The sequence below is a fragment of the Streptomyces sp. LZ34 genome (assembly GCF_053890475.1).
This window is the reverse complement of record NZ_CM132680.1, coordinates 5,883,075-5,909,887: the sequence shown is the minus strand read 5'-3', so window position 1 is coordinate 5,909,887 and position 26,813 is coordinate 5,883,075. Positions and strand designations below refer to the sequence as shown.

Sequence of the window (26,813 nt, the reverse complement as noted above, 5' to 3'; positions counted from 1 at the left end):
GCCGGTCCCCGGGGAACGATGGTGGGCCGTGCGTGGCCCCATGACGGGTCCAGGGTAGTGCGTACCGGATACTGGAACGCATGGCTTATGACGATCTTCGCTCCTTTCTGCGGGCGCTCGACCGCGAAGGAGACCTCAGGCGCATCAAGGCCGAAGTCGACCCGTATCTGGAGATCGGGGAGATCGTCGACCGGGTGAACAAGTCGGGCGGCCCGGCCCTGCTCTTCGAGAACGTCAAGGGCTCGTCGATGCCGCTGGCGATGAACGTCTACGGCACCGATCGCCGCCTCCTGAAGGCCCTTGGGCTCGCCTCGTACGAGGAGATCGGCGAGAAGATCGGCGGGCTGGTCAAGCCGGAGCTGCCACAGGGCTTCGGCGGGCTGCGCGAGGCGTTCGGGAAGCTCGGCGCCGTGGCGCACGTGCCGCCGAAGAAGGTGAAGGACGCGCCCGTGCAGGAGGTGGTGCTCACGGGCGAGGACGTCGACCTGGAGGCGCTGCCCGCGCTGTTCACCTGGCCCGAGGACGGCGGGTCCTTCTTCAACCTCGGCCTGACCCACACCAAGCACCCCGAGACCGGGGCCCGGAACCTGGGCCTGTACCGGCTGCAGCGCCACGACCGCCGCACCATCGGCATGCACTGGCAGATCCACAAGGACAGCCGCAACCACTACCAAGTGGCCGCCAGGCGCGGCGAGAAGCTGCCGGTGGCGATCGCCTTCGGGGCGCCGCCCGCCGTGACGTACGCCGCGACCGCGCCGCTGCCCGGCGACATCGACGAGTACCTCTTCGCGGGCTTCGTCAAGGGCCGGCGGGTCGAGATGGTCGACTGCAAGACGGTGCCGCTGCAGGTCCCGGCGCATGCGGAGGTGGTCGTCGAGGGCTGGCTGGAGCCCGGGAAGACGCTGCCCGAGGGGCCGTTCGGCGACCACACCGGCTTCTACACCCCGCAGGAGCCCTTTCCGGCGCTCACCATCGACTGTGTGACGATGCGGCGGCGCCCGCTGCTTCAGTCGATCGTGGTGGGCCGTCCGCCGACCGAGGACGGGCCGCTGGGGCGGGCGACGGAGCGGTTCTTCCTCCCGCTGCTCAAGATCATCATCCCGGACATCGTGGACTACCACCTCCCGGAGTCGGGCGGCTTCCACAACTGCGCGATCGTCTCCATCGAGAAGAAGTACCCGAAGCACGCCCAGAAGGTGATGCACGCCATCTGGGGCGCGCACATGATGTCGCTGACCAAGCTGATCGTCGTGGTGGACGCCGACTGCGACGTCCACGATCTGCACGAGGTGTCCTGGCGGGCGCTGGGCAACACCGACTACGCCCGCGACCTGACCGTCGTCGAGGGCCCGGTGGACCACCTCGACCACGCCTCGTACCAGCAGTTCTGGGGCGGCAAGGCGGGCATCGACGCCACGGCGAAGTGGCCCGAGGAGGGCTATACGCGCGACGGCGGCTGGCCGCGCATGGTCGAGTCCGACCCCGGGACGGCCGCGAAGGTGACCCGCCGCTGGCAGGAGTACGGACTGTGAGCGCTGATTCCGCGACCCCCGGCATCCTCGGCCCCGGGTCCGCACCGCCCGGCCGCGTCCGCGCCTTTCTGCGGCTGGTGATGATCGAGCACTCGGTCTTCGCGCTGCCCTTCGCCTACATCGCCTCGCTGACCGCGATGCAGCTGTGGGACGGCACGGTCCACTGGCTGCGGCTGCTGCTGGTGACGGTCGCGATGGTGGGCCTGCGGACCTTCGCCATGGCCTGCAACCGGATCATCGACCGGGAGATCGACGCCCGCAATCCGCGCACCGCGGGGCGCGAGCTGGTCACCGGCGCCGTGCCCGTGCGCTCCGCCTGGATCGGCGCGCTGGTCGCGCTCGCCGTCTTCCTCGGCTCGGCCGCGCTGCTGGGCCCGCTGTGCCTGGCCCTGGCGCCGGTCGCGGTCGCCCCGATGGTGATCTATCCGTACGGGAAGCGCTTCACGAACTTCCCGCACGCGATCCTCGGCCTCGCCCAGGCGATGGGCCCGGTCGGGGCCTGGATCGGGGTCACGGGGGAGTGGTCCTGGGACGCGGTGATCCTCGGGCTCGCGGTCGGCATCTGGATCGGCGGCTTCGACCTGATCTACGCCTGTCAGGACGTGGCCGCCGACCGGGCCCACGGGGTGAAGTCGGTGCCGGCCCGCTTCGGCATCGCGGGGGCGCTGTACGGGGCGCGCGTCTGCCATGCCGTCACCACGCTGCTGCTGGGCTGGTACGGGCTGGCCACCGGCGCCGGGTTCTTCTTCTGGCTCGGGCTGGTGATCGTGGCGGCGGCGTTCTGGTACGAGCACTCGGTCGTGCGGCCCGGCGATCTGTCCCGGCTGAACCGTGCCTTCTTCACGGTCAACGGCTTCGTCGGCATCGCGCTGTTCTGCTGCGCGCTGCTCGACCTGCTGGTGCGGGGACTGAGCCTGTGAGACCCGCCGGTTAGGCTCGTCGTGTGGAGCCGCCGCACGAGCCGTACGGGCCGCACAGACAGCCGTACAGGCCGCACGAGGAAGTGAGCCGGCGCCGGCCTTGGGTGGTCGGTGTCTCCGGCGCGTCCGGGACGCCGTACGCCGCCTCCGTACTGCGCGCGCTGCTGTCCGCGGGGGAGGCCGTCGACCTGGTGGTCAGCCGGGCCTCGCGGCTGACGCTGCTGGACGAGACGGGGATCTCTTTCCGGGACGCGCACTGGCGGGAGGACCTCGGCCGCTGGCTGGCGCGCGGCGCGGACGGCACGCCCGACGCCTTCGAGGCGCGGGTGGACGTGGCGGACGTACGCCACTGGGCGGCCGGGGATCTGGCCGCGGGCCCGTCCTCCGGCAGCTACGGCGTCAAGGGAATGCTGATCGTCCCGGCGAGCACCGCGTGTGTGGCGGGGGTGGCGCTCGGCCTGTCGAAGGACCTGCTGCAGCGGTCGGCGAGCGTGACGCTCAAGGAGCGGCGCCCGCTCGTCGTCGCGGTGCGGGAGGCGCCGCTGAGCGGCCAGACCCTCAGACACCTGGTCGCGCTGGACGAGGCGGGCGCGGTCGTGGTGCCCGCCTCGCCCGCGTTCTACGCGGGTGCGACCCACATCCAGGATCTGGTGGACTTCGTGGCGGGGCGGGTGCTGGACGCGGCGGGGGTGCCGCACAAGCTGTACCGCCGGTGGGAGGGGGAACTCCGGGGCGGGGCCGGGGGCGTGTAGCGGGCCGCACCCGCAAGTTTTAGAGGACGTGATGCCTCTATACCTTAGATTATGCGTGTAAACTTGCTGTATCTTTGAATAATGGAAGGCGCACGGCATATGGACGCGGTGGATAGGCAGCTCATCCAGGCCCTGCGGGAGAACGGGAGGGCCTCGTACGCGGAGCTCGGCCGGCTCGTCGGCCTGTCCGGACCCAGCGTCACGGACCGGATCAACCGCCTGGAGGCGGCCGGGGTGATCACCGGCTACCGCGCGACCGTCGACGCCGCGTCCCTCGGCCTCGGGGTGACCGCCCTCATCGGCATCCAGCTCTCCGACGCCGCCGACCACGAGGAGGTGGCGGGGCGGCTGCGCGAGCTGGCCGAGATCGAGGACTGCTGGTTCATCGCGGGCGACGACTCGTACATGCTCAAGGTGCGCGGCTCGGACGTGGACGGGCTGGAGCGGACCATCCGGCGGCTGTCCGGCACCAAGGGCGTCGCCCGTACGCGTACCACGATCGTGCTCTCCACGAAGTGGGAGAACCGGGTCGGGGAATTGCCCGACGACGTCAAGGCGTAGTCTCAGGAAGGCCACTTAAGCAGAGGCCTACATAAGCAGACGTATGGCAGACGTATGGGAGGCGGCCGCATGACTGCGTCTATCGAAGATGCGGGTCTCAAGCGCGAACTGGAGGAGAAGGTCCGCGCCGGAGAGCGGCTGTCGCGCGAGGACGGCATCGCGCTGTACGCCTGCGACGACCTGGCATGGCTGGGCGGGCTGGCCCATGAGGTGCGCACCCGCAAGAACGGCGACGTGGTCCACTTCAACGTCAACCGCCACCTCAACATGACCAATGTGTGCACCGCCTCGTGCGCGTACTGCTCCTTCCAGCGCAAGCCGGGCGAGAAGGACGCGTACACCATGCGCATCGAGGAGGCCGTCCGCCTCGCCAAGGCGATGGAGAACGAGAACCTCACCGAGCTGCACATCGTCAACGGCCTGCACCCCACCCTCCCCTGGCGCTACTACCCGCGGTCGCTGAAGGCGCTGAAGGAAGCCCTTCCGCAGGTGTCCCTGAAGGCCTTCACCGCCACCGAGATCCACCACTTCGAGAAGATCTCCGGGCTGCCGGCCTCGGAGATCCTCGACGAGCTGATCGACGCCGGCCTGGAGTCGCTCACCGGCGGCGGGGCGGAGATCTTCGACTGGGAGGTCCGGCAGCACATCGTCGACCACGAGACCCACTGGGAGGACTGGTCGCGCATCCACCGGCTGGCGCACGAGAAGGGCCTCAAGACCCCGTGCACCATGCTGTACGGGCATGTCGAGGAGCACCGGCACCGGGTGGACCACGTGCTGCGGCTGCGCGAGCTTCAGGACGAGACCGGCGGGTTCCAGGTCTTCATCCCGCTGCGCTACCAGCACGACTTCGTGGACATGAAGGACGGCAAGGTCCGCAACCGGCTACAGGCCAGGACCACCATGGCCACCGGCGCGGAGGCGCTGAAGACCTTCGCCGTCTCCCGTCTGCTGTTCGACAACATCCCCCATGTGAAGGTCTTCTGGGTGATGCACGGCGTACGGACCGCGCAGCTCGCGCTCAACCACGGCGCGGACGACATGGACGGCTCGGTCGTCGAGTACAAGATCACGCACGACGCCGACAACTACGGCACGCCGAACAAGCTGACCCGGGACGATCTGCTGGAGCTGATCCGGGACGCGGGATTCCGGCCGGTGGAGCGGAACACCCGCTACGAGACCATCCGCGAGTACGAGGGGCCGGACCCGGCCCGGCGCGAGGCACCGCAGCCCATGCGCGTCTGACGCGGGCGCCATTGGTGCCTCCGGCGCCCGCGCCGGACGGTGTCTGACGGCCGCCGGGGCGGGTACTCACCGTCGTATGGCCAAGGCTGTCGCCGGGGCCGCGCACGACCCCGAGGACGCGTACACCGCCGAACCCTTCGTGCCGCGCGGCGCCGACCTGGCCGCGCTGCGCGAGGCGGCCGCGGGGTGCCGCGGCTGCCCGCTGCACCGCGAGGCGACCCAGACCGTGTTCGGCACCGGGGACCCGGGCGCCCGCGTCCTGCTGGTCGGGGAACAGCCTGGCGACCAGGAGGACCGGCAGGGGCGCCCGTTCGTCGGGCCCGCGGGCAAGGTGCTGATGCGGGCCCTGGACGAGGCGGGCATCCACCCGACCGAGGCGTACGTCACCAACGCCGTCAAGCACTTCAAGTTCGGCCACCTCCCCGGGCGCGGCAAACGGCGCATCCACAAGCCGCCGAGCCTGCGCGAGATCACCGCCTGCCGGCCGTGGCTGACCGCGGAGCTGTATCTGATCGACCCCGAGGTGATCGTGGCGCTGGGCGCGACGGCCGGGAAGGCGCTGCTCGGCTCCTCCTTCCGGGTCACCAAGCAGCGCGGGATGCTGCTGCCCGTCCCCGAGGAGGGGGCGCGGGAGTGCGTGGTCGCCACCATCCACCCCTCCGCCGTGCTGCGCGCCGATGACCGGGAGGCGGCCTACCAGGGGCTGGTCTCGGATCTCAGGGTCGTCGCGGAGGCCCTGGGACGTCCGTGATTCACTGGATGGGCAGGACTTCCCAGCAGAAAGAAGACGGCCGTGTCTTTCAAGCCGAGCGCGACGTTCCGTTACACCGCCATGCGCGCGGGGATCTTCGTGAGCTGCTTCCTGGTGATGTGGGGCCTGGTGTACGTCCGGGTGCTGCCCTCCGGACTCGGCGGCTCCAACCTCTTCTGGGTGGCGCTGCTGGCCCTGGTCGTCTCGGCGCCGCTGAGCTTCGTTCTGCTGCGCAAGCAGCGCGACGAGATGGCGGTGCAGGTCGCGGAGCGGGTGGATCGCGCCAAGGAGCGGCTCGCGGCGAACCAGAGCCAGGAAGACGGCGTCTGAGCTCGGCTGAGCCCCGCCTTCGTCCCACTGCCCTGTAACACTCCCCTGTAACACTCCTCACACACCTCCGACGCCCCGTCGGTCAGCCCCCGCTGACCGGCGGGGCGTTGCTTGTTCTCGCTCCTCGTGTGTAAAAGCCTGGCTATGGGGAACTCAAAGCCGGGGTGTTAATGTTTTTGTCATGACGACAGCAGCCGCGCCCCGATTCCCCATGAGCGTCCCGCTCGTGGCGCGCCTGCACATCGATCTCTGCCGCTGCCGGTCAGCGGCCTGTCGCCGCCGCTGACCCGCTCCCTCGTTCCAGCGGCCGGAGATCCCGTACGGACTCCTGGCTTCCCCTGACCTCGCTTGACTTCCTCTGCCTTCCCCTGCCTTCGGAGTGTGTCCGTTGTCATCCGTCCCCGAGACGTCGTCCAAGACGTCCTCCATACGTCTGCCCAAGGTGCCGTTCTGGGCGCAGATCCTGCTGGGCCTGGTCCTCGGCGTGGCCCTCGGCTGGGCCGCCCGCAGCGGTGACGTCAGCTGGCTGGTCACCACCCTCGACAAGATCGGCTCGATCTTCGTCCAGCTGCTGAAGCTCGCCGTCGCCCCGCTGGTCTTCTTCGCGATCCTGATCTCGATCACCAACCTGCGGAACGTCAACAACGCCGCACGCCTCGCGACCCGCACCCTGCTGTGGTTCATGGCGACCTCGCTGATCGCGGTGGCCATCGGCCTGGCGATCGGCCTGCTCACCAACCCCGGCTCGGGCACCGGCCTCACCCCGCAGGACGGCTCCAAGCCCGACCACGCGGGCTCCTGGCTGGACTTCCTCACCGGCATCGTGCCGACCGACGTCATCACGCCGTTCACCGAGCTGAACGTCCTGCAGATCGTCTTCATGGCCGCCGTCGCGGGCGTCGCCGCCCTTCAACTCGGCGAGAAGGCGCAGCCGATCCTCACCCTCAGTCAGGCCATCCTGGAGCTGCTGCAGAAGGCGCTGTGGTGGGTCATCCGCCTCGCCCCGCTGGGCACCCTCGGCCTCATCGGCTACGCCATCGCCGAGTACGGCTGGGACCTCATCGGCAAGTACGCCACCTTCACCGCCGACGTCTACATCGGCTGCGCCCTGGTGATGTTCGGCGTCTACCCGCTGCTGCTGGCCACGGTCGCCAAGGTCAACCCGCTGCACTTCTTCAAGGGCGCCTGGCCCGCGATCCAGCTCGCCTTCGTCTCCCGCTCCTCGGTGGGCACCATGCCGCTCACCCAGAAGGTCACCGAGCGCCTCGGCGTACCGAAGGAGTACACGTCCTTCGCGGTGCCCTTCGGGGCGACGACGAAGATGGACGGCTGCGCCTCGATCTACCCGTCCATCGCCGCGATCTTCATCGCCCAGATCTTCGACGTGCACCTCGGCGTCGGCGACTACCTGCTGATCGCCTTCGTCTCGGTCATCGGCTCGGCCGCCACGGCCGGTCTCACCGGCGCCACCGTCATGCTGACCCTGACCCTGTCCACGCTCGGCCTCCCGCTGGAAGGCGTCGGCCTCCTCATGGCCATCGACCCGGTCCTGGACATGATGCGCACCGCCACGAACGTGGCGGGCCAGGCGCTGGTCCCGGTCCTCGTCTCGGCCCGCGAGAAGATCCTCGACCGCCACGCCTACGACCACGCCTCCGCGTCCCCCCTGGACGACGCGGACGCGGCCGACGACCGCCAGATGGTCCCGGCCGCCGCGTAACGGCTGCCCCTGCCCGACGTCGCCCCGCTCTCGGCAGAGAGCGGGGCGACGCGCTTTTCGCCGGCGTTTGCCTTGCCGGATCGGCAACGCCTGGGTGCGCGTCGGCACGGTCTCGACTCGCTGCCGTGCTCCGAAGGGCCCGCGCAGCCGTAGTAGCGGCCGTAAGTGGCGGCCGTAGTAGCTGCCGTGACGGTCAGCCCACGCCGTCCTCGGCCAGGACGCGGGCCATGGTGCGCTCGGCCAGGGCCGTGATGGTCACGAAGGGGTTGACGCCGATGGAGCCCGGGATGAGGGAGCCGTCGGTGACGTACAGCCTGTCGTAGCCGACGGCCCGGCCGTACGCGTCCGTGGCGCGGCCCAGGACGCAGCCGCCCAGGGGGTGGTAGCAGAAGTCGGCGGCGAAGGCGCGGGTGTCGCCGAAGAGGTCGGAGCGGTAGATGGTGCCGTTGGCGGAGTTGACGCGGTCGAAGAGGGTCTTGGCGGCGGTGATGGAGGGTGTGCTCTGGGCGCTGGTCCAGTTCAGGACGGTGGTGTCCTTGGCGGCGTCGTACGTGAAGGTGCCGCGCTCGGGGTTCTTGGTGATGGCCAGGTAGAGGCTGGCCCAGGTCTCGAGGCCGGCCGGGAGCGGGGCGATCTCGGCGAAGACGGGGTTGGCGGCGTTGGACCAGTCGTCGATCCCCATCACCGGGATCGTGGACTGATGGGCACCGGTCGGGTTCCAAATGTGGTTGGCGCGGCCGAGCATGACGTTCCCGTTGCCGCCCCAGCCCCGGCCGACCTCCGGGCTCAGCGCGGGCAGGGTGCCCTTCTCGCGGGCGCGCAGCAGGAGCTCGGTGGTGCCGAGGCTGCCGGCGCCGAGGAAGAGCGAGCGGCAGGAGATCTCGTCGGTGGCGACGACGGCGCCGGTGTCGTCGAGGCGGTCCACGGTCAGGATGTAGGTGCCGTCGGTGGCCCGCCGGATGGCCCTGGCGCGGCTGAGGGTGCGGATGGTGACGTTCCCGGTGCCGAGCGCCGCCGCGAGGTAGGACTTGTCGAGGCTGCGCTTGCCGAAGTTGTTGCCGTAGATGACCTCTTGGGCGAGTGCGGACTTGGTCGCGGTCCCGGCGGCCTCGCGCTGCATATAGTCGAAGTCGTACACATTGGGGACGAAGACGGTCTTGAGCCCCGCCGCTTTCGCCTGCTCGCGGGAGACGCGGGCGTACTGGTACCACTCGGTGGACTCGAACCATGCGGAGGAGACGGTGTTGGTGCCGAGCATGCGGTTGGCGAGCGGGAAGTACGTGGCGTACATCGTGGCCGCGTCGACCTGCGGCAGCACCTCCTGGAAGTAGGCGCGGGGCGGGGTGACCGCCATGCCCCCGTTGACGAGTGAGCCGCCGCCGACGCCGCGCCCGACGTAGACGGACATGTTGGGGAAGCGGACGCGGTCCAGGACACCGGGGTAGGACGTGATGTCCTTGTTGATGACGTTCAGCCACAGGAAGGTGGCCAGCGGCGCCTCGGTTCTGGTCTTGAACCACATCGAGCGCCGGTCGGGCGCGGTCATGGAACAGTAGACCTTGCCGTCGGAGGCCGGGGCGTTCCACAGCCGCCCCATCTCCAGGACCAGGGTCCGGACGCCCGCCTCGCCGAGCCGCAGGGCGGCGACCGCCGCGCCGTAGCCGGAGCCGACGACGACGGCCGGGGCGTATTCGGAGCCCGCTGTGGGGGCGGGGCGGGCGGCGGCCGCCGCCGGGGAGAGGGCTATCCGGGTGAGCCCGAGGGCCGCGGCGCCGCGCAGGGCGGTCAGACCAAGAATATGACGACGCGTCAGATTTGCTGTCATGCTCGCATCATCTGCGGAGTCCTGGGTTCCGCCCATCCCGCTCACACATGGTCTTTTGGTGGTCACTCGCGTCACACGCCCACCAAAGGGTCATAACAGCCTCTTCCGTCCCAGCCGCGTTATGAACGTCGGACGCGTACGGCGTCGGGCGGAGGAGCAATGGCGGTAGAGGCGAGGCGGGCGGAGCAGCGGGAGCCCGACCGGGAAAGCCGGAACACAGTGGGCACGGTCATCATCAATTGGCTGACCACGACCGATCACAAGAAGATCGGCACCTTGTACATGGTGACGTCCTTCGCCTTCTTCCTCTTCGCCGGGCTGCTGGCGATGGTGATGCGGGCGGAACTGGCGCGGCCGGGCACCCAGCTCATCTCCAATGAGCAGTTCAACCAGGCGTTCACCATGCATGGCACGATCATGATGCTGATGTTCGCGACGCCGCTGTTCGCCGGTTTCGCCAACGCCATCATGCCGCTGCAGATCGGCGCCCCGGACGTGGCGTTCCCGCGGCTGAACATGTTCGCCTACTGGCTCTATCTCTTCGGCTCGCTCATCGCGGTGGCCGGATTCCTCACCCCGGGCGGGGCCGCCGACTTCGGCTGGTTCGCCTATACGCCACTGTCGGACAAGACGCATTCGCCGAATGTGAGCGGCGATATGTGGGTCATGGGGCTCGCCTTTTCCGGGTTCGGCACGATCCTGGGCGCGGTCAACTTCATCACCACGATCGTCTGCATGCGCGCCCCGGGTATGACGATGTTCCGGATGCCGATCTTCACCTGGAACATCCTGCTCACCAGCGTGCTGGTGATCATGGTTTTCCCGGTGCTGGCCGCGACGCTCTTCGCGCTGGAGGCGGACCGCAAGTTCGGGGCGCGGGTCTACGACCCGTCCAACGGCGGGGCGCTGTTGTGGCAGCACCTGTTCTGGTTCTTCGGCCATCCCGAGGTCTACATCATCGCGCTGCCGTTCTTCGGGGTGATCACCGAGATCATTCCGGTGTTCAGCCGCAAGCCGATCTTCGGGTACGCGGGTCTGGTCGCCGCGACCATCTCCATCACCGGGCTGTCGGCCACGGTGTGGGCGCACCACATGTTCGTCACCGGGGCGGTGCTACTGCCGTTCTTCGCCTTCATGTCCTTCCTCATCGCGGTGCCCACCGGGGTGAAGTTCTTCAACTGGATCGGGACGATGTGGAAGGGGTCGCTGTCCTTCGAGACGCCGATGCTGTGGGCCGTCGGATTCCTCGTCACCTTCCTGTTCGGCGGGCTCACCGGGGTGCTCCTGGCCTCGCCGCCCCTCGACTTCCATGTCAGCGACAGTTATTTCGTGGTCGCCCACTTCCACTACGTCGTCTTCGGCACCGTGGTGTTCGCGATGTTCGGCGGCTTCTACTTCTGGTGGCCGAAATTCACCGGAAAAATGCTCGACGAGCGGCTCGGGAAAATTCACTTCTGGACGCTCTTCACCGGTTTTCACACCACCTTCCTCGTCCAGCACTGGCTCGGCGTCAAGGGAATGCCGCGGCGCTACGCCGACTATCTGGCCGCGGACGGCTTCACCGCGCTGAACACCGTCTCCACGATCGGCGCGTTCCTGCTCGGCCTGTCCACCTTCCCGTTCCTCTACAACGTCTGGAAGACCGCCCAATACGGGGAGAAGGTGACCGTGGACGATCCCTGGGGATACGGGCGGTCGCTGGAATGGGCGACCTCCTGTCCGCCGCCGCGGCACAACTTCCTCGCCCTGCCCAAGATCCGCAGCGAATCCCCCGCTTTCAACCTGCACCACCCCGACATCGCGGCCGAATCCGAATCGCCGCAGCGCGAGCGGGCGTAGGCACGCGTGCCCGATCCCTACGAGATCGAGTCGGGCATCGCCCGGCTGGAGGGCTATCTGCTGTGCCAGAGCGAGCTCGGCGACGCCCGGGCGGAGGCCGAGGCGTTCGCCGGACGGCTGGCCTGGCTCACCGCCGCCCAGCGGGAGGAGGTGGTCCGCCTGTACGCCGAGGAGCGTGTCGAGCTGTCCCGGCGCATGCTGCGCCGCATCGTCGACCGCTGCGAGGAGCTGCGCGCCGAGTACACGGCGCGCTACGACGAGCTGCGGCGGCGTCTGCTGTGCCGCTGCATCGCGGGGGTCCTGGCGGCCATGACGGTTCTGGCGGTCGTGGGCGCCGTCGCGCTGTGGGCGGCCCTGGGCGTGACGCCATGATCCTGATCTTCCGGAACTGATGTGAGGGGTTCTCAGCAGCCTTAGGCTTGACGGCGGCCAGGCGGACCCGGTGACCGAGGGGCGCCGGGCGGGCACGGGCGAAGGGGGCGGCCGCAGTGGGCGGGGCGACGAAGAGCAGGCGGATGCCGAGGGCGGTGCGTGAGCAGCAGATGCTCGACGCGGCCGTACGGACCTTCGCGCGGCGCGGCTACAGGAACGCCTCCATGGACGACATCGCCGAGCAGGCGGGGGTCTCCAAGCCGCTGGTCTATCTGTATCTGAACTCCAAGGACGAGTTGTTCGCGGCGTGCATCCGGCGGGAGGCCGCCTTGCTGGTGGCGGCGATACGGGCCGCCGTCGAGCATGACGCGCCCGCCGACCGGCGACTCTGGAGCGGGCTGCACGGCTTCTTCACCCACACCGCCGAGCACCCGGACGGATGGGCGCTGCTGCACGTCCAGGCCCGTACGCACGGCGACCCCTTCGCGCGGGAGGTCGCCGCGATGCGGGCGGAGATCGTCGAGTTCGTCACCCACCTGCTCTGGGCGGCCGTGCGGGAGAACGGGTGCGGGGCGGCGCGGACGGGCCGGATGACCGGCGGCGAGGCCTCCGGGCTCGCGTACGCGCTGGTGGGCGCGGCGGAGTCGCTGGCCGAGTGGGCGGGCGACCGGGCGGGCGGGGGGCCTTCGGCCGAGGAGGCGGCGGCCACGCTGATGAACTTCGCCTGGGCGGGTCTTGGCAACCTGCTGCGGGGCGAACGCTGGTCGCCCGGCGAGCCCGCACCGGCGTAGGCGCGCGCTCCCGTGCCCGCCCCGCGCTGCTTCGCCGCGAAACAGCGGCGAAAACCCACGTGAATAAGCGATTAAGCGAATATGAAAGAGTTCAAGGTCGAAAACAAGGCAGGAGCTCCGCCCCCGCCGAAGCGGGGGCGGAGCTCCTTGGGTACTGCTTACTCAGGCCGCGCTGACGTTCTCCGCCTGCGGGCCCTTCGGGCCCTGGGTGACGTCGAAGGTAACGGCCTGGTTTTCCTCCAGAGAGCGGAAACCAGTCGCGTTGATCGCGGAGTAGTGAACGAAGACATCGGGGCCGCCGCCGTCTTGGGCGATGAAGCCGAAGCCCTTCTCGGCGTTGAACCACTTGACGGTTCCGGTAGCCATAAGCCCTCCTTGGGCCAAAGGGTTGCCCTGCTCCAGAACCTGCAAGAAGTCTGAAAATCTACAAAAGCCCGCGGTTACATGCTCCGCAGGCTTTGTACTGCAAGGAAACCAAACTGCAACTTGCGGCGAGCTTAGCACGCTGCGTGTGCGCGGGGAAAGAGCCGAAGATCACGAATTCGAAGGGTTTCCCTGGCCGACAGATTGGATAGTACCGCAGGTCGGGCTGATTGCCCCGGCCCCGGGGCCGCCCCCGCCGCCGCCGTCCGCGGCATGCGCGGCTAGCCTCCGTATGTGGACAATTCACCGAGTTCCCCCGCCCGGAGTACATACGACGCCACGACCGCCGAAGGCAGCGCCCACCCGCCCTGCCGGACCCGGCCGAGGGTCGGCCACATCCAGTACCTCAACTGTCTGCCCCTCTACTGGGGCCTGGCCACCAGCGGCGCCCTCCTGGACGTCGAGCTCACCAAGGACACCCCGGACGCGCTCAACGACAAGCTGGTCCGCGGCGATCTCGACATCGGCCCGATCAGCCTCGTGGAGTTCCTGCGCAACGCCGACGACCTGGTGGCGCTGCCCGACATCGCGGTCGGCTGCGACGGGCCCGTCATGTCCTGCGTGATCGTCTCGCAGCTGCCGCTCGAGCAGCTGGACCGGGCCCGGGTCGCCCTCGGCTCGGCCTCGCGCACCTCCGTACGCCTGGCGCGGCTGCTGCTCGCCGAGCGCTACGGGATCACCCCCGACTACTACACCTGCCCGCCCGACCTCAGCCTGATGATGCAGGAAGCGGACGCGGCGGTGCTCATCGGCGACGCGGCGCTGCGCGCCAATCTGCACTACGCCCCGAAGCTCGGCCTCCAGGTCCACGACCTGGGGCAGATGTGGAAGGAGTGGACCGGGCTGCCGTTCGTCTTCGCGGTGTGGGCGGCGCGCCGCGAGTACATGGAGCGCGAGCCGGAGATCGTCCACAAGGTGCACGAGGCGTTTCTCGACTCCCGCGACCTGTCCCTGGTGGAGGTCACCAAGGTCGCCGAGCAGGCGGCGCGCTGGGAGGCGCTGGAGGCGCCGGTCCTTGAGCGCTACTTCACCACCCTCGACTTCAGCCTGGGCGAGCGCCAGTTGGAGGGCATCGCCGAGTTCGCGCGCCGCACCGGCCCGGTGGCCGGCTACCCCGCCGACGTACGGGTGCGCCCGGCGGACCTGGGCTCCGGCCCGGGCGGTACGGCGTGACCTCGGCGCAACGGTCCCGCGGTTCGGTGTAACGGCTTCGCGCGCATCGGGTCCTGCTCCAGGCGGTATGTCCGGGGCAGGACCTAAGCTGGAGCGGCGCGGGCGAGGGGGAGCAGGCGAGGGGGAGCAACGGGATGGAGCCGCTGGAAGCGGAGGACCCACAGGTCATCGGCGCCTACCGGCTGCTCGGGCGGCTCGGCTCGGGCGGCATGGGCCGGGTCTTCGTGGGGCGTAGCGCGGGCGGCCGGACCGTGGCGGTGAAGGTCGTGCACGCGCACTTCTCGCTCGACGCGGGGTTCCGTGCCCGGTTCCGGCGCGAGGTGGAGGCCGCGCGGCGGGTCGGCGGGGAGTGGACCGCGCCGGTCCTGGACGCCGACCCGGACGCGCGCGTCCCGTGGGTGGCCACGGGCTATGTCGCGGGCCCGTCCCTGAGCCGGGCCATCGCCGACGAGGGGCCGCTGCCCGAGCCGGCCGTACGGGCCCTGGGCGCCGGGCTGGCGGAGGCCCTGGTCGCCGTGCACGCGCTGGGGCTGGTCCACCGCGACGTCAAGCCGTCCAACGTACTGCTCGCCCTGGACGGCCCGCGCCTGATCGACTTCGGCATAGCGCGGGCCACGCAGGGCACCGTGTCGCTGACCTCCACCGGCGCCTCGATCGGCTCGCCCGGCTATATGGCGCCCGAGCAGATCCTGGGCATGGGCGTGGACGGGGCGGCCGACGTCTTCTCGCTGGGCGCCGTGCTGGCGTACGCGGCGACGGGAGAGCCGCCCTTTCCGGGCGACAGCTCCGCCGCGCTGCTCTACAAGGTGGTCCACGAAGAGGCCCGGCTCGGCCGCGGCCTGACCGGGGATCTGCGGGACCTGGTCGCCGCCTGTCTGGCCAAGGACCCGTCCGCCCGGCCCACCCCGGAGCGGATCGTGAGCCGCCTCGCCCCGGACGGGGGCGCCTCGGGCCTGGTGCGGCCGGGGTGGTTGCCGGGGGCGCTGGTCGAGCGGGTGAGCCGGCAGGCGGTGGTCCTCCTCGACCTGGACACCTTGTCGCCCGCCGCCCCCGCGACCACGTCGGCGGCTCAGTCGCCCCCCGGGACGCCCGCCGTTCCGGTGATCCCCACGGCGCCCGCGACCCCGGCGGCGTCGGCGGACGCGCCCGCGACGCCCCTGGGGGCGTTCGGCCCGCCGGACCCGTCGTACGGCCGCCTGGCCCAGGCGGCCGTGGACCAGGGCCGGGCTCCCGGCGCGCCCGCGCCGGCCGACGGACGGCCGCCCGAGGAACGCAGGGTCGCGGTGTCCGCCACCATCGGGGGCAAGAACCGGCCGAAGGCGCTCAGCTGCACACTGGTGCTGTCGATCGCGGGCGCGCTGGCCGCCGCCACGACGGCGGCCGTCGTGTTCCATGTGCTGCCGGGGACCGGCGGGGGCGGGGACGGCAGTAACGACGCCGCCGCGACCCAGGGGCCCAGCACTGGGGCGTCGGACGACGATGGCGACGGCTCGGACCAGGGTTCCCGCAAGAGCGTGCCCAAAGCGTTCCTCGGCACCTGGAAGGGCGATCTGACCACCGAATCCGGCCTGCCCGGGGGCGAGCTGACCATCACCATCCGCGCGGGGAAGCCGGGGGACCGGGTCGGCAGCGGCCGGGTCGAGCTGTCGGTGCTCCGCTGCGACAGCAGCTGGAAGCTGGTCTCGGCCACCTCGACCGCGCTGGTCCTCGACTCGCGGATCAAGGAAAGCGAGCAGCAGACGGGCTGTAGCACCGGCTCGGCCGATGAGCGGTTGACGCTCGCCTCGGACGGCTCGGTGCGCTACAAGGCGGCGGACGAGGAGGGGGGCAACCCGAGCGGCACGCTGCGCAAGGCCAACTGACCGCCCGTTCCGGGGCCCGCCGAAGAGCCGCCGCCGAGTCGCTCAGGGGTCGCTCAGAGGTCGCTCAGGGGTCGCTTAGAGGTCTCTTAGGGGTCGCCTGTGCATCGTCGCGGAGTCGCCTGTGCGTCGTCGCGGGGCCTCGGCGGCGGGCCGTGAGGGCTGGCGTACGCTGGGGCAGTCCGTCCGCAACCCGCCGAAAGGGACGCCCCGGTGACCGAGAACGCATCGCTTCACGCCGTCCTCGACCGCGCCGCCGCCGGGGGCCGCATCACCCCGCGGGAGGCGCTGGACCTGTACCGGTCCGCCCCGCTGCACGCGCTCGGCGCCGCCGCCGACGCGGCCCGCCGCCGTCGCTACGCGGGCATCGAGCACATCGCGACGTACATCATCGAGCGGAACATCAACTACACCAACGTCTGCGTGACCGCCTGCAAGTTCTGCGCCTTCTACGCCCCGCCCAAGGACACCGCCAAGGGCTGGACCCGTGACCTCGACGACATCCTGCGCCGCTGCGCCGAGACCGTCGAACTCGGCGGCACGCAGATCATGTTCCAGGGCGGCCACCACCCGGACTTCGGGGTGGAGTACTACGAGAAGCACTTCTCGGCCATCAAGAAGGAATTCCCGCAGCTGGTGATCCATTCGCTGGGGGCCTCCGAGATCGAGCACATGGCCCGGATCTCCGGCGTCTCGGCCGAGGAGGCGATCCGCCGCATCCACGACGCGGGCCTGGACTCCTTCGCGGGCGCGGGCGCCGAACTGCTGCCCGAGCGGCCGCGCAAGGCCATCGCGCCGCTGAAGGAGTCGGGCGAGCGCTGGCTGGAGATCATGGAGACCGCCCACAACCTCGGGGTCGAGTCCACCTCCACGATGCTCATGGGCACCGGCGAGACGAACGCGGAGCGGATCGAGCACATCCGCATGATCCGCGATGTGCAGGACCGCACGGGCGGCTTCCGCGCCTTCATTCCGTACACCTACCAGCCCGAGAACAACCACCTGAAGGGGCAGACGCAGGCGACGGTCTTCGAGTACCTGCGGATGATCGCGATCGCCCGGCTGTTCCTCGACAACGTGGCCCATATCCAGGGTTCCTGGCTGACCGTCGGCAAGGAGGCCGGTCAGCTGTCGCTGCACTACGGCGCGGACGACCTCGGCTCGGTGATGCTGGAGGAGAACGTGGTCTCCTCGGCGGGCGCCCGGCACCGGTCCAACCGGATGGAGCTGCTCCACCTCATCCGTACGGCGGGGCGGGTGCCCGCGCAGCGCGCCACCACCTACGAGCACCTGGTCGTGCACGACGACCCGGCGAACGACCCGGTCGACGACCAGGTCGTCTCCCACCTGTCGTCGACGGCGCTGGAGGGCGGCACCGCCCACCCCGAGCTGAAGCTCATCGACGCCTCCTGATGCTCACCCTCCACGCGGCGCCCCTCGTCCGGCTCACCCCCGACGACGCGGCGCCGCTGCGCGATGCCGCCGTCGCGGTCGACGGTGACCGGATCGCGGCTGTCGGGCCGCTGGACGCGCTGCTCCGGACGTATCCGCGGGCCCGGGTGCGCCACTGGCCCGGCACGCTGGGGCCGGGCCTGGTCCACGACACGCCGGTGCCGGACGCGCCCAGCCCGCGCGAGCGGATCCACGCGCTGCTGCGGCTGGGAGCGACGGCCGTCGTCGCGGCGCGGGTCACCGACCCCGAGCTGCTGGCGGCCGCGCGGCGCGGCGGCGTCGCCGTCCTGGACCGGCCGCGCCCGCCCGCGCTGGCCGAGACCGGCCGGGCCGACCTCGCGGCCTTCGACGCGGACGGCGCGTGCGTGGCCACGGTGCTCGCCGGACGGCTGGTGCACCGCCGCCGCTGAGCGACGCGGGCGGGGTCCCGCGCGGGGCGCGGCGGGGCCGGGTGAACAATGGGGGCGTGACCCGAGCATCCCTGGACAAGCAGCCGCACGAAGTCGCCGCGATGTTCGACGACGTGGCGGCCAAGTACGACCTCACCAACGACGTGCTGTCGCTCGGGCAGGCCCGGCTGTGGCGCAAAGCCGTGGCACGGGCCGTCGCCGCGCGCCCCGGTGAGCGCGTGCTCGACCTGGCCGCCGGTACGGGCACCTCCTCGCTGCCGTTCGCCGCCGCCGGCGCGTACGTCGTCCCCTGCGACTTCTCGCTCGGAATGCTCCGGGAGGGCAAGCGGCGCCACCCGCGGCTGCCGCTCACGGCGGGCGACGCGACCCGGCTGCCCTTCGCCGACGGGGCCTTCGACGCCGTCACGATCTCCTTCGGGCTGCGCAACGTCCAGGACACGGACACCGCGCTGCGTGAACTGCTGCGCGTGACCAGGCCCGGCGGCCGCATCGTGATCTGCGAGTTCAGCCACCCCACCTGGCGGCCGCTGCGCACCGTCTACACCGAGTACCTGATGCGCGCGCTGCCGCCGGTCGCGACCGCGGTCAGCAGCAACCCGGACGCGTACGTCTACCTCGCCGAGTCGATCCGGGCCTGGCCCGACCAGCCCGGGCTGGCCGCGCGGCTGGGCCGGGCGGGCTGGGCGAAGGTCGCCTGGCGCGATCTGACGGGCGGGATCGTCGCCCTCCACCGGGGCGTCAAGCCGTAGGCACCGGGGCGTCAGGCCGTAGGCATCAGGGCGTCAAACGGTAAGCACCGGGGCGTCAAGCCGTCAGCGCGGGTGAGCACCACCGGGGGTGGCCCTCCGTATCGGCCGGAGCACGCTTTATAGACTGCAGCTGTCCAGTGCCCGGCGCGACCGGCACGCCGTTACCGAGCCCTTCGGGAGACCCGCGTGAGCGAGACCGCACCCACCGAGAAGGGGCACCGCCCGGCGGTAGCCGGAGGAGCCTCCTCGGAGCGGACCGCCGACGTCATCGTCGTCGGCGCCGGGCCCGCCGGCTCCACCACCGCGTACTACCTCGCCAAGGCCGGCCTGGACGTGCTGCTGCTGGAGAAGACGGCGTTCCCGCGCGAGAAGGTGTGCGGCGACGGCCTGACCCCGCGCGCCACCAAGGAGCTCGTCGCCATGGGCATCGACGTCTCCGAGGAGGCGGGCTGGCTGCGCAACCGGGGCCTGCGGATCATCGGCGGCGGGGTGCGGCTGGAGCTCGACTGGCCGGAGCTGGCCTCGTACCCGGACTACGGGCTGGTCCGCAAGCGCGACGACTTCGACGAGCAGCTGGCGCGGCAGGCCCAGAAGGCCGGCGCCCGGCTGTACGAGCGCTGCAACGTGGGCGCCCCGGTCATCGACGACCGTACGGGCAAGGTCACCGGCGTCGAGGCCAAGCTCGGCCTGGAGAAGACGCCGGTCACCTTCCACGCCCCGCTGGTGGTCGCCGCGGACGGCAACTCCACCCGGCTCTCGCTGGCCATGGGGCTGCACCGGCGCGAGGACCGGCCGATGGGCGTGGCGGTGCGGACGTACTTCACCTCGCCCCGCCACGACGACGACTACCTGGAGTCCTGGCTGGAGTTGTGGGACCGCCGCGGCCCCCAGGACCGGCTGCTGCCCGGCTACGGCTGGATCTTCGGCATGGGCGACGGCACCAGCAATGTCGGCCTCGGCGTGCTCAACACCTCCGCCTCGTTCAAGGAGCTGGACTGGCGCGAGGTGCTCAAGGCGTGGTGTGCCTCGATGCCCGAGGACTGGGGCTACACCCCGGAGAACATGACCGGCCCGATCCGCGGCGCCGCCCTCCCCATGGCCTTCAACCGCCAGCCGCACTACACCCGGGGGCTGCTGCTGGTGGGTGACGCGGGCGGCATGGTCAACCCGTTCAACGGCGAGGGCATCGCCTATGCGATGGAATCCGGCCGGATCGCGGCGGATGTTGTGGTCCAGGCCCACGCCCGCGCCACCGCCGCCCGCCGCGAACTGGCCCTCCAGCGCTACCCGAAGGTCATCAAGGACACCTACGGCGGCTACTACACGCTGGGCCGGGCCTTCGTGAAGCTGATCGGCAATCCGACGGTCATGAAGCTGGCGGCCCAGCGCGGTCTGACCCACCCGATGCTCATGCGGTTCACGCTGAAGCTGATGGCCAACCTCACCGACCCGACGGGCGGCGACGCGATGGACCGCATCATCAACGGCCTGGCGAAGGTGGCCCCTAAGGCCTGACCGGGCAAGGCTCAGCCCGGCGATGGATCAGCCCGGCGATGGATCAGCCCGGCGAGGCTCAGGCGGCCGTCGCCGGGTTGGCGCTCGTGATGACGGCGAAGTGCGCGCCGGCCGGGTCGGCCAGCCAGGCCATGCGGCCGATGTCCTCGGCCGTCATGGCGGGCATCAGCACCGAGGCGCCGAGCTTCTCGGCCCGGTCGACGATCAGGTCGCAGTCCGCCACCTCGAAGTACGGCAGCCACTGCGGGACGTCGTGCCCCTGCTGGAGCGGCGCCATGCCGCCGAAGGAGCCCTCACGGCCGCGCCCGGCCGTGGAGAGCACGGTGTAGGTCCCGCCGGAGAACGGCATCTCCTCGGCGGTCCAGGCGAAGACCGTGTGGTAGAAGGCGAGATTGGCGACCGGGTCGGGGGTGTGCAGCTCCACCCAGCACAACGTGCCCTCTTCGGTGACCGCCTCGAGGCCCTGGGTCTTGCCGGGCTGCCAGACGGCGAACCGGGCGCCGCCGGGGTCGGTGAACTGGGCCATCCGCCCCTCGTCGAAGACGTCGAACGGTTCGGTGCGCACCGTGCCGCCCGCCTCCGCGACCAGCGCGGCGGTGCCCGCGGCATCGGTGGTGTGGAAGTACGGGGTCCAGGCGGGGCGCGCGCTCTCCTCGTGGAGCGGGCCGAGGGCCGCGACCGTCTTCCGGTCCTTCGTGAAGAAGCCGTAGCCGCCCGCTTCGGGACCGGCCGACTCCGAAGTCCAGCCGAACAGGCCGGTGTAGAAGGCGGCGGCAGTGTCGGTGTCGGGGGTGCCGAGGTCGAGCCAGTCGGGGGCGCCGGGGACGTAGTCGGTGGTGAGCATGCGTGCTCCTTGGCGGATCCGTTGAGCCGGGGTCGCCGGGGCCGAATCCCGCGCCGCCGCGGGAGGCGACGGCGGCCGCCCCGGCAGTTCTCAGTCTGGCACCGGGCACCGGAGGCCGCCGCTGGGAGGCGGGGACGGCGAGGCGGCCCGGGAGGGCCGCGGGCGGCGCCGGTCGCGAGGTGGCCGGGGCGGTGGTGACATTGAAGGAGAGGGGGGCGCCGTGGCGTCGGCCGCGGTGACACCGGATGGGGCCCGCGGGCCGGTTCCGCCGCCGGTGGGCCGTCAGGAGGACACACCATGACCAAGGCCGCAGACATCATGCACCCGGGCGCGCAGTGGGTACCCGCGTCCCAGACGCTGGACCGCGCGGCCCAGCTGATGCGGGACCTGAACGTCGGGGCGCTGCCGATCGCCGACGAGAACGAACGGCTGTGCGGCATCCTGACCGACCGCGACATCGTCGTCGGCTGTGTCGCCGAGGGCAAGGACTGTGCCAGGACGACGGCGGGGGAGCTGGCCAAGGGCACGCCGCGCTGGATCCCGGCCGACGCGGACGTCAGCGATGTGCTCCGGGAGATGGAGCAGAACAAGATCCGCAGGCTGCCGGTGATCGACAAGGACAAGCGGCTGGTCGGCATCATCAGCGAGGCCGATCTGGCCCACCACCTCAGCGAACCCCAGATCGCCGAATTCGTGGAGAAGGTCTACGCATAGGCCCATGCCTGACCCGGGCACGGAATGAGGCCGCCGCCCCGGACGCGGACGCGACGTGCGGGAAGGCGGCCCCATGCGGCTCGCTCGGACTTCCTGGCTCTCCTGGCTCTCCCTGAGGGCCCCAGGGTCTAAGACTTATCCCGTAAGTGATTTCCGGATGCAGCCTGAAGAAGGCCGTGACTTCATCGGATTGTCGTCGTTCTCATGTTGGGCTGCAAGAAGCCCCGTCGAGTCAACCACGGCGAGACTCCGCACCTTCGGGCCGCGAGTCACGTGGCAGCTCGCCGACCACGCATCCAGCCTGGTGGCGCGCCTCTGCTCGACAGATTCCGGACATGCGCCGCAGCAACCCCGGATGAGACCCGACCCGCGAATGAGCGGCCCAAGGACCACGCCGGAGCGCTGCGACCACATACCGGACCATCCCCCCAAGACTTACGGGATGGCTCTTAGAGGAGGCGGACGGCGCCGGTCGGCGGGTCGTAGCTCAGGTCGCGCTCGACGATGCCGGTGCTCGGGTTCTGGGCGCCGATGAACTTGCCGCCGCCGATGTAGACGCCAACGTGGTACGCGTTGCCCCGGGCGCCCCAGTAGAGGAGGTCGCCGGGCTGAAGGTTGTCCAGCGACACGGCGGTGCCCTGGTTGGACTGGTCCTGCGACACGCGCGGCAGGCCGATGCCGATCTGGTTGAAGGCGGCCTGGGTCAGGCCGGAGCAGTCGTACGAGGAGGGGCCGCTGGAGCCCAGCACGTACGCCTTGCCCACCTGGGCCTTCAGGAAGTTGATGAGCGTGGCGGCATTGCCGGTCGCCTTCGTCGCGGTGGACGTGGCGTTGGACGTGGCGTTGGCCGTCGCGGTGCTGAGGCTGGTGCGCTCGGCGGTGCGGGACGCCCGCTCGGCCTTCTCCTGGGCCGCGCGGCGGGCGGCGGCCTTGCGCGCCGCCTCCTTGGCCTCCTGGGCCTTGCGGTCGGCCTCGACCTTGGCCTTCTTCGCCGCGGTCTTGGCCTTGGCGGCGGCCTGGTCCTGCTGCGCCTGGAGCTGGTAGTCGGAGGCCGCCTGCTGGGTGGCGTCGGCGGACTGCGCGGCGGTGCTCGCCAGGGTGGAGCCGAGGGTCGGCATCTCGAGCGTCGACTCGGCGGCGGCCGGCTCGGCCGCCAGGGCGGGTGCGGCGGCGCCGGCGACCGCGAGGAAGCCACCGGTGACCCCGGTGCGGAGTGCACGCGTGGAGGCAGCGGCACGACGGGGCTTCCGGTGGCTGGGTATGTGTGCGGTCTGGGACATGGGTCCAACGGCTATCAGGGTCCAAAGGCCGGGATCAAGAAAAGTGGCGTGCGCCACATTTGACGCGTACATGCCCGGAATTCTGGGTTCCTGATCTTGTTCGGAGCCCTGGGTGCCGTGTCCGAATTTATCGATCATGCGCATACGCACGGCATTTGGCGGCCTCGACGGGCCCGTGCGCGGCCTACCATCAATCCGACCCGCGCACCAAGAATCCTCATCAAATTGAGATCCACAACCTTTTGCGGGGTGGGATACCTCACTCCCCGACCCGGCTCGTGAACGAAAGCGCGTAGTGGCGATCAAGGAGCGGCGGGGTGGGGTGACGGCGCGGCGGTCCGCGACGGGGTCACCCATCGGGATGGATGCCTCATATCAGGCGGAGGCGTTCCATGGCAAATTTGCATGTAGGTACCATGTCTTGTAGTGAGCGCAAGTCGCTCACCTGTGACGATGGATCCATATGTCACCTGTCGTGATCGATCGGATGCTTCGAGTGCAAGATCACCGCTCATCCGACTTCATGATCCTTCGTCAGGTGGTGGAGATCACAAAGACGTTGTTGCACCCCGTGTCGCAGATCACATACCGCCGGGCATAGGATGCAGGCGAAACGGGCTTGTGAACTGCCTCACATGTGCGCGATCTTCGTGGGAGCGGTCCGTGAGTCTGTTGCGGTCCGCCAACCAGTCATCGTCGACTGAAGGGAGCGAGGACGGTGAACGCATACGCGCCCATCCTCGTACTGGGAGCCCTCGGGGCAGGCTTTGCGATCTTCTCGGTCGCCATGGCCACGATCATCGGCCCCAAGCGCTACAACCGGGCCAAGCTCGAAGCCTATGAATGCGGCGTCGAGCCAACTCCACATCCGGCCGGCGGTGGGCGCTTCCCCATCAAGTACTACCTGACGGCGATGCTCTTCATCGTCTTCGACATCGAGATCGTCTTCCTCTACCCCTGGGCCGTCACCTTCGACGCCATGGGGCTGTTCGGGCTCGTGGAGATGCTCCTCTTCGTGCTCACCGTCTTCGTCGCCTACGCGTATGTGTGGCGACGCGGCGGCCTGGAGTGGGACTAAGCGGCCTGGAATGGGACTGAGTGAGAGGAGAACCGTCGCATGGGTATCGAAGACAAGCTGCCGAGCGGCTTCCTGCTGACCACCGTGGAGCAGGCGGCGGGACTGGCGCGTAAGTCCTCCGTCTTCCCGGCCACCTTCGGGCTCGCCTGCTGCGCCATCGAGATGATGACCACGGGCGCCGGGCGCTATGACCTCGCCCGCTTCGGCATGGAGGTCTTCCGCGGCTCGCCCCGGCAGGCCGATCTGATGATCGTGGCCGGGCGCGTCAGCCAGAAGATGGCCCCGGTGCTGCGGCAGGTCTACGACCAGATGCCGAATCCGAAATGGGTCATCTCGATGGGCGTGTGCGCCTCCTCGGGCGGCATGTTCAACAACTACGCGATCGTGCAGGGCGTCGATCACATCGTCCCGGTCGACATCTATCTGCCCGGCTGCCCGCCGCGGCCCGAGATGCTCCTGGACGCGATCCTCAAGCTGCACCAGAAGATCCGCGAGGAGAAGCTCGGCGTGAACCGCGAGCGCGCGGCCCGCGAGGCGGAGGAAGCGGCGCTGAAGGCGCTCCCGACGATCGAGATGAAGGGGCTGCTGCGTTGACTGAAGCCAATGGGGTCAACCCGGACCAGGACCTCAACGCTGAGAACCTCCCCGGCCGGCGAGGCGACCAGGGTGAGCCCATCCGCGTCCAGCGCGGCATGTTCGGCGCCAACAACGGCGGCGACACCTCGGGCTACGGCGGCCTGGTGCGGCCGGTGCGGCTGCCGGGCCCGGCCACCCGGCCGTACGGGGGCTGGTTCGACGAAGTCGCCGACGAGCTCGAAGGCGCGCTCGAGGAGCAGTCGCTGGTCCCGGAGAACGCGATCGAGAAGACCGTCGTGGACCGCGGCGAGCTGACCTTCCACATCGCGCGCGAGCACCTGCCGCGGGTGGCCAGGACCCTGCGCGACGACCCGGCGCTGCGCTTCGAGCTGTGCACGGGCGTCAGTGGCGTCCACTTCCCCGCCGACAAGGGCCGTGAGCTGCGCGCCGTCTACCACCTGCGCTCGATCACCCACAACCGGCTGATCCGGCTGGAGGTGAGCGTCCCCGACAGCGACCCGCACCTCCCGTCGATCGTCGACGTCTATCCGACGAACGACTGGCACGAGCGCGAGGCGTACGACTTCTTCGGCCTGATCTTCGACGGTCACCCCGCGCTCACGCGGATCATGATGCCCGACGACTGGCAGGGCTTCCCGCAGCGCAAGGACTACCCCCTCGGCGGCATCCCCGTCGAGTACAAGGGCGCCCAGATCCCGGCTCCGGACCAGCGGAGGTCGTACAGCTGATGTCTGCCACCCACGCAACCCCCTCCGCCTCCGCGCGCGAGACGACCGAAGGCACGGTCTACACCGTCACCGGCGGTGACTGGGACGAGGTCGTGGCCGCCGCGTCCCGGGCCGACGACGAGCGGATCATCGTCAACATGGGTCCGCAGCACCCGTCCACCCACGGTGTGCTGCGGCTGATCCTGGAGATCGACGGCGAGACGGTCACCGAGGCCCGCTGCGGCATCGGGTATCTGCACACCGGCATCGAGAAGAACCTCGAATTCCGGAACTGGACGCAGGGCACCACCTTCGTGACCCGCATGGACTATCTGACGCCCTTCTACAACGAGGCCGCGTACTGCCTGGGCGTCGAGAAGCTGCTGGGCATCGAGGAGCAGGTGCCGGACCGGGCCACGGTCATCCGGGTGATGCTGATGGAGCTCAACCGGCTCTCCTCCCACCTGGTGGCGATCGCCACCGGCGGCATGGAGCTGGGCGCGACCACCATCATGATCTACGGCTTCCGTGACCGCGAGATGATCCTGGACATCTTCGAGCTGATCACCGGGCTGCGGATGAACCACGCGTACATCCGGCCCGGCGGGCTCTCCCAGGACCTGCCGCCCGGGACGGTCGACCAGGTGCGCGCCTTCGTGAAGAAGATGCGCAAGAACATGGCCGAGTACGACAAGCTCGCCACCGGGAACCCCATCTTCAAGGCCCGGCTGCAGGACGTCGGCTATCTCGACCTGGCCGGCTGCATGGCGCTCGGCGTGACCGGCCCGATACTGCGGTCCACCGGGCTGCCGCACGACCTGCGCAAGACCCAGCCGTACTGCGGCTATGAGACCTATGACTTCGAGGTCCCCACCGCCGACACCTGCGACGCCTACGGCCGCTTCCTGATCCGGCTGGAGGAGATGCGCCAGTCGCTGGGGATCGTCGAGCAGTGCCTGGACCGGCTGGCGCCGGGACCGGTCATGGTCGAGGACAAGAAGATCGCCTGGCCGGCGCAGCTGGCGCTGGGGCCGGACGGGCTCGGCAACTCCCTCGACCACATCAAGAAGATCATGGGCACCTCGATGGAGGCCCTGATCCACCACTTCAAGCTGGTGACCGAGGGGTTCCGGGTCCCGCCGGGACAGGCGTACACGGCCGTCGAGTCGCCCAAGGGCGAGCTGGGCGTGCATGTGGTCAGCGATGGCGGCACCCGCCCGTACCGGGTGCACTTCCGCGACCCGTCCTTCACCAACCTGCAGGCCGTGGCGGCGATGTGCGAGGGCGGCCAGGTCGCCGACGTGATCGTCGCCGTGGCGTCCATCGACCCCGTGATGGGAGGCGTCGACCGGTGACCGACGTACAGCTGGG

26 protein-coding genes are annotated in these 26,813 nt (G+C 70.0%); 22 read left to right on the top strand and 4 right to left on the bottom strand.

The features are described from left to right. The first annotated feature begins 80 nt into the window (after nt 1–80). The 8 genes from ACWY4P_RS23790 (at nt 81) to ACWY4P_RS23755 (ending at nt 7,814) form a co-directional block, all read left to right on the top strand. A complete protein-coding gene (locus tag ACWY4P_RS23790) occupies nt 81–1,532 on the top strand; it encodes a menaquinone biosynthesis decarboxylase (RefSeq protein ID WP_456212558.1) in 1,452 nt (483 codons plus the stop codon). Next, on the top strand, nt 1,529–2,452 hold the full coding sequence (gene mqnP / locus ACWY4P_RS23785; RefSeq protein ID WP_456212557.1) for a menaquinone biosynthesis prenyltransferase MqnP: 924 nt from the start codon (nt 1,529–1,531) through the stop codon (nt 2,450–2,452). The genes ACWY4P_RS23790 and mqnP overlap by 4 nt, the downstream gene beginning before the upstream one ends. A 23-nt stretch (nt 2,453–2,475) precedes the next feature. Then, the gene (locus tag ACWY4P_RS23780; RefSeq protein WP_456212556.1) at nt 2,476–3,204 is read left to right on the top strand and encodes a UbiX family flavin prenyltransferase; all 729 of its coding nucleotides are present in this window, start codon (nt 2,476–2,478) and stop codon (nt 3,202–3,204) included. Between the two features lie 99 nt (nt 3,205–3,303). Next, complete coding sequence (locus tag ACWY4P_RS23775) at nt 3,304–3,765, top strand: Lrp/AsnC family transcriptional regulator (RefSeq protein WP_456212555.1); 462 nt, start codon at nt 3,304–3,306, stop codon at nt 3,763–3,765. A gap of 69 nt (nt 3,766–3,834) precedes the next feature. Continuing rightward, nucleotides 3,835–5,013, top strand: coding sequence for an aminofutalosine synthase MqnE (gene mqnE / locus ACWY4P_RS23770; RefSeq protein ID WP_456212554.1), 1,179 nt, complete (start codon nt 3,835–3,837; stop codon nt 5,011–5,013). Between the two features lie 76 nt (nt 5,014–5,089). Continuing rightward, a complete protein-coding gene (locus ACWY4P_RS23765; protein ID WP_456212553.1) occupies nt 5,090–5,764 on the top strand; it encodes a UdgX family uracil-DNA binding protein in 675 nt (224 codons plus the stop codon). 42 nt (nt 5,765–5,806) lie between these two features. After that, a complete protein-coding gene (locus ACWY4P_RS23760; protein ID WP_456212552.1) occupies nt 5,807–6,094 on the top strand; it encodes a DUF4229 domain-containing protein in 288 nt (95 codons plus the stop codon). 388 nt (nt 6,095–6,482) lie between these two features. After that, entirely contained in the window at nt 6,483–7,814 is a 1,332-nt protein-coding gene (locus ACWY4P_RS23755) for a dicarboxylate/amino acid:cation symporter (RefSeq protein WP_456212551.1), read from the top strand. Between the two features lie 193 nt (nt 7,815–8,007). On the opposite strand, the gene ACWY4P_RS23750 is transcribed toward ACWY4P_RS23755, so the two are convergent. Beyond that, the gene (locus tag ACWY4P_RS23750) at nt 8,008–9,639 is read right to left on the bottom strand and encodes a GMC oxidoreductase (protein WP_456212550.1); all 1,632 of its coding nucleotides are present in this window, start codon (nt 9,637–9,639) and stop codon (nt 8,008–8,010) included. Nucleotides 9,640–9,798: 159 nt separating this feature from the next. On the opposite strand from ACWY4P_RS23750, the gene ctaD reads away from it, so the two are divergent. From ctaD to ACWY4P_RS23735, 3 genes are all read left to right on the top strand, one after another. Then, nucleotides 9,799–11,478 (top strand): aa3-type cytochrome oxidase subunit I, encoded by a 1,680-nt coding sequence (gene ctaD / locus ACWY4P_RS23745; protein ID WP_456212549.1) that lies wholly within the window; start codon nt 9,799–9,801, stop codon nt 11,476–11,478. A gap of 6 nt (nt 11,479–11,484) precedes the next feature. Then, nucleotides 11,485–11,850 carry a hypothetical protein gene (locus tag ACWY4P_RS23740; protein ID WP_456212548.1) on the top strand — a complete coding sequence of 122 codons (366 nt, stop codon included), beginning with the start codon at nt 11,485–11,487 and terminating at the stop codon, nt 11,848–11,850. A gap of 143 nt (nt 11,851–11,993) precedes the next feature. Next, entirely contained in the window at nt 11,994–12,641 is a 648-nt protein-coding gene (locus tag ACWY4P_RS23735; protein WP_456212547.1) for a TetR/AcrR family transcriptional regulator, read from the top strand. Between the two features lie 162 nt (nt 12,642–12,803). Here the strand turns inward: ACWY4P_RS23735 and ACWY4P_RS23730 are convergent, their stop codons facing one another. After that, a complete protein-coding gene (locus tag ACWY4P_RS23730) occupies nt 12,804–13,007 on the bottom strand; it encodes a cold-shock protein (protein ID WP_319688111.1) in 204 nt (67 codons plus the stop codon). A gap of 393 nt (nt 13,008–13,400) precedes the next feature. Between ACWY4P_RS23730 and ACWY4P_RS23725 the strand changes: the two genes are divergently transcribed. The 6 genes from ACWY4P_RS23725 (at nt 13,401) to ACWY4P_RS23700 (ending at nt 20,222) form a co-directional block, all read left to right on the top strand. Next, a complete protein-coding gene (locus ACWY4P_RS23725; RefSeq protein ID WP_456213032.1) occupies nt 13,401–14,237 on the top strand; it encodes a menaquinone biosynthetic enzyme MqnA/MqnD family protein in 837 nt (278 codons plus the stop codon). A 134-nt stretch (nt 14,238–14,371) separates the two neighbouring features. Next, nucleotides 14,372–16,099 (top strand): serine/threonine-protein kinase, encoded by a 1,728-nt coding sequence (locus tag ACWY4P_RS23720; protein ID WP_456212546.1) that lies wholly within the window; start codon nt 14,372–14,374, stop codon nt 16,097–16,099. Between the two features lie 210 nt (nt 16,100–16,309). Continuing rightward, nucleotides 16,310–17,509: a cyclic dehypoxanthinyl futalosine synthase gene (gene mqnC / locus ACWY4P_RS23715; protein WP_456212545.1), complete on the top strand. Its 1,200-nt coding sequence runs from the start codon at nt 16,310–16,312 to the stop codon at nt 17,507–17,509. Next, complete coding sequence (locus ACWY4P_RS23710; protein ID WP_456212544.1) at nt 17,509–17,958, top strand: imidazolonepropionase-like domain-containing protein; 450 nt, start codon at nt 17,509–17,511, stop codon at nt 17,956–17,958. The genes mqnC and ACWY4P_RS23710 overlap by 1 nt, the downstream gene beginning before the upstream one ends. A gap of 56 nt (nt 17,959–18,014) precedes the next feature. Next, nucleotides 18,015–18,707: a demethylmenaquinone methyltransferase gene (locus ACWY4P_RS23705; protein ID WP_456212543.1), complete on the top strand. Its 693-nt coding sequence runs from the start codon at nt 18,015–18,017 to the stop codon at nt 18,705–18,707. Between the two features lie 186 nt (nt 18,708–18,893). After that, nucleotides 18,894–20,222, top strand: coding sequence for a geranylgeranyl reductase family protein (locus ACWY4P_RS23700; RefSeq protein WP_456212542.1), 1,329 nt, complete (start codon nt 18,894–18,896; stop codon nt 20,220–20,222). A gap of 58 nt (nt 20,223–20,280) precedes the next feature. On the opposite strand, the gene ACWY4P_RS23695 is transcribed toward ACWY4P_RS23700, so the two are convergent. Next, a complete protein-coding gene (locus ACWY4P_RS23695; RefSeq protein ID WP_456212541.1) occupies nt 20,281–21,066 on the bottom strand; it encodes a VOC family protein in 786 nt (261 codons plus the stop codon). A 297-nt stretch (nt 21,067–21,363) separates the two neighbouring features. On the opposite strand from ACWY4P_RS23695, the gene ACWY4P_RS23690 reads away from it, so the two are divergent. Further along, nucleotides 21,364–21,780 (top strand): CBS domain-containing protein, encoded by a 417-nt coding sequence (locus ACWY4P_RS23690; RefSeq protein ID WP_456212540.1) that lies wholly within the window; start codon nt 21,364–21,366, stop codon nt 21,778–21,780. Between the two features lie 449 nt (nt 21,781–22,229). On the opposite strand, the gene ACWY4P_RS23685 is transcribed toward ACWY4P_RS23690, so the two are convergent. After that, nucleotides 22,230–23,060, bottom strand: coding sequence for a C40 family peptidase (locus tag ACWY4P_RS23685; protein ID WP_456212539.1), 831 nt, complete (start codon nt 23,058–23,060; stop codon nt 22,230–22,232). A gap of 718 nt (nt 23,061–23,778) precedes the next feature. On the opposite strand from ACWY4P_RS23685, the gene ACWY4P_RS23680 reads away from it, so the two are divergent. The 4 genes from ACWY4P_RS23680 to ACWY4P_RS23665 are packed head-to-tail and all read left to right on the top strand — an operon-like array spanning nt 23,779 to nt 26,797. After that, a complete protein-coding gene (locus ACWY4P_RS23680) occupies nt 23,779–24,138 on the top strand; it encodes an NADH-quinone oxidoreductase subunit A (protein WP_456212538.1) in 360 nt (119 codons plus the stop codon). Between the two features lie 39 nt (nt 24,139–24,177). Then, nucleotides 24,178–24,732, top strand: a complete 555-nt coding sequence (locus ACWY4P_RS23675; protein ID WP_014178683.1) for a NuoB/complex I 20 kDa subunit family protein — start codon at nt 24,178–24,180, stop codon at nt 24,730–24,732. Continuing rightward, nucleotides 24,729–25,463, top strand: a complete 735-nt coding sequence (locus ACWY4P_RS23670) for an NADH-quinone oxidoreductase subunit C (RefSeq protein ID WP_456212537.1) — start codon at nt 24,729–24,731, stop codon at nt 25,461–25,463. Before ACWY4P_RS23675 ends, ACWY4P_RS23670 begins: the two co-directional genes overlap by 4 nt. Further along, nucleotides 25,463–26,797, top strand: a complete 1,335-nt coding sequence (locus ACWY4P_RS23665; protein ID WP_456212536.1) for an NADH-quinone oxidoreductase subunit D — start codon at nt 25,463–25,465, stop codon at nt 26,795–26,797. The genes ACWY4P_RS23670 and ACWY4P_RS23665 overlap by 1 nt, the downstream gene beginning before the upstream one ends. Nucleotides 26,798–26,813: the final 16 nt, after the last annotated feature.

Coding starts and splice junctions, on each gene's coding strand:
- ACWY4P_RS23675 (WP_014178683.1), top strand. CDS start 24,178: ATGGGTATCGAAGACAAGCTGCCGAGCGGCTTCCTGCTGACCACCGTG.
- ACWY4P_RS23710 (WP_456212544.1), top strand. CDS start 17,509: ATGCTCACCCTCCACGCGGCGCCCCTCGTCCGGCTCACCCCCGACGAC.
- ACWY4P_RS23765 (WP_456212553.1), top strand. CDS start 5,090: ATGGCCAAGGCTGTCGCCGGGGCCGCGCACGACCCCGAGGACGCGTAC.
- ACWY4P_RS23665 (WP_456212536.1), top strand. CDS start 25,463: ATGTCTGCCACCCACGCAACCCCCTCCGCCTCCGCGCGCGAGACGACC.
- ACWY4P_RS23775 (WP_456212555.1), top strand. CDS start 3,304: ATGGACGCGGTGGATAGGCAGCTCATCCAGGCCCTGCGGGAGAACGGG.
- ACWY4P_RS23720 (WP_456212546.1), top strand. CDS start 14,372: ATGGAGCCGCTGGAAGCGGAGGACCCACAGGTCATCGGCGCCTACCGG.
- ACWY4P_RS23685 (WP_456212539.1), bottom strand. CDS start 23,060: ATGTCCCAGACCGCACACATACCCAGCCACCGGAAGCCCCGTCGTGCC.
- ACWY4P_RS23690 (WP_456212540.1), top strand. CDS start 21,364: ATGACCAAGGCCGCAGACATCATGCACCCGGGCGCGCAGTGGGTACCC.
- ACWY4P_RS23730 (WP_319688111.1), bottom strand. CDS start 13,007: ATGGCTACCGGAACCGTCAAGTGGTTCAACGCCGAGAAGGGCTTCGGC.
- ACWY4P_RS23790 (WP_456212558.1), top strand. CDS start 81: ATGGCTTATGACGATCTTCGCTCCTTTCTGCGGGCGCTCGACCGCGAA.
- mqnE (WP_456212554.1), top strand. CDS start 3,835: ATGACTGCGTCTATCGAAGATGCGGGTCTCAAGCGCGAACTGGAGGAG.
- ctaD (WP_456212549.1), top strand. CDS start 9,799: ATGGCGGTAGAGGCGAGGCGGGCGGAGCAGCGGGAGCCCGACCGGGAA.
- ACWY4P_RS23695 (WP_456212541.1), bottom strand. CDS start 21,066: ATGCTCACCACCGACTACGTCCCCGGCGCCCCCGACTGGCTCGACCTC.
- ACWY4P_RS23750 (WP_456212550.1), bottom strand. CDS start 9,639: ATGACAGCAAATCTGACGCGTCGTCATATTCTTGGTCTGACCGCCCTG.
- ACWY4P_RS23735 (WP_456212547.1), top strand. CDS start 11,994: ATGCCGAGGGCGGTGCGTGAGCAGCAGATGCTCGACGCGGCCGTACGG.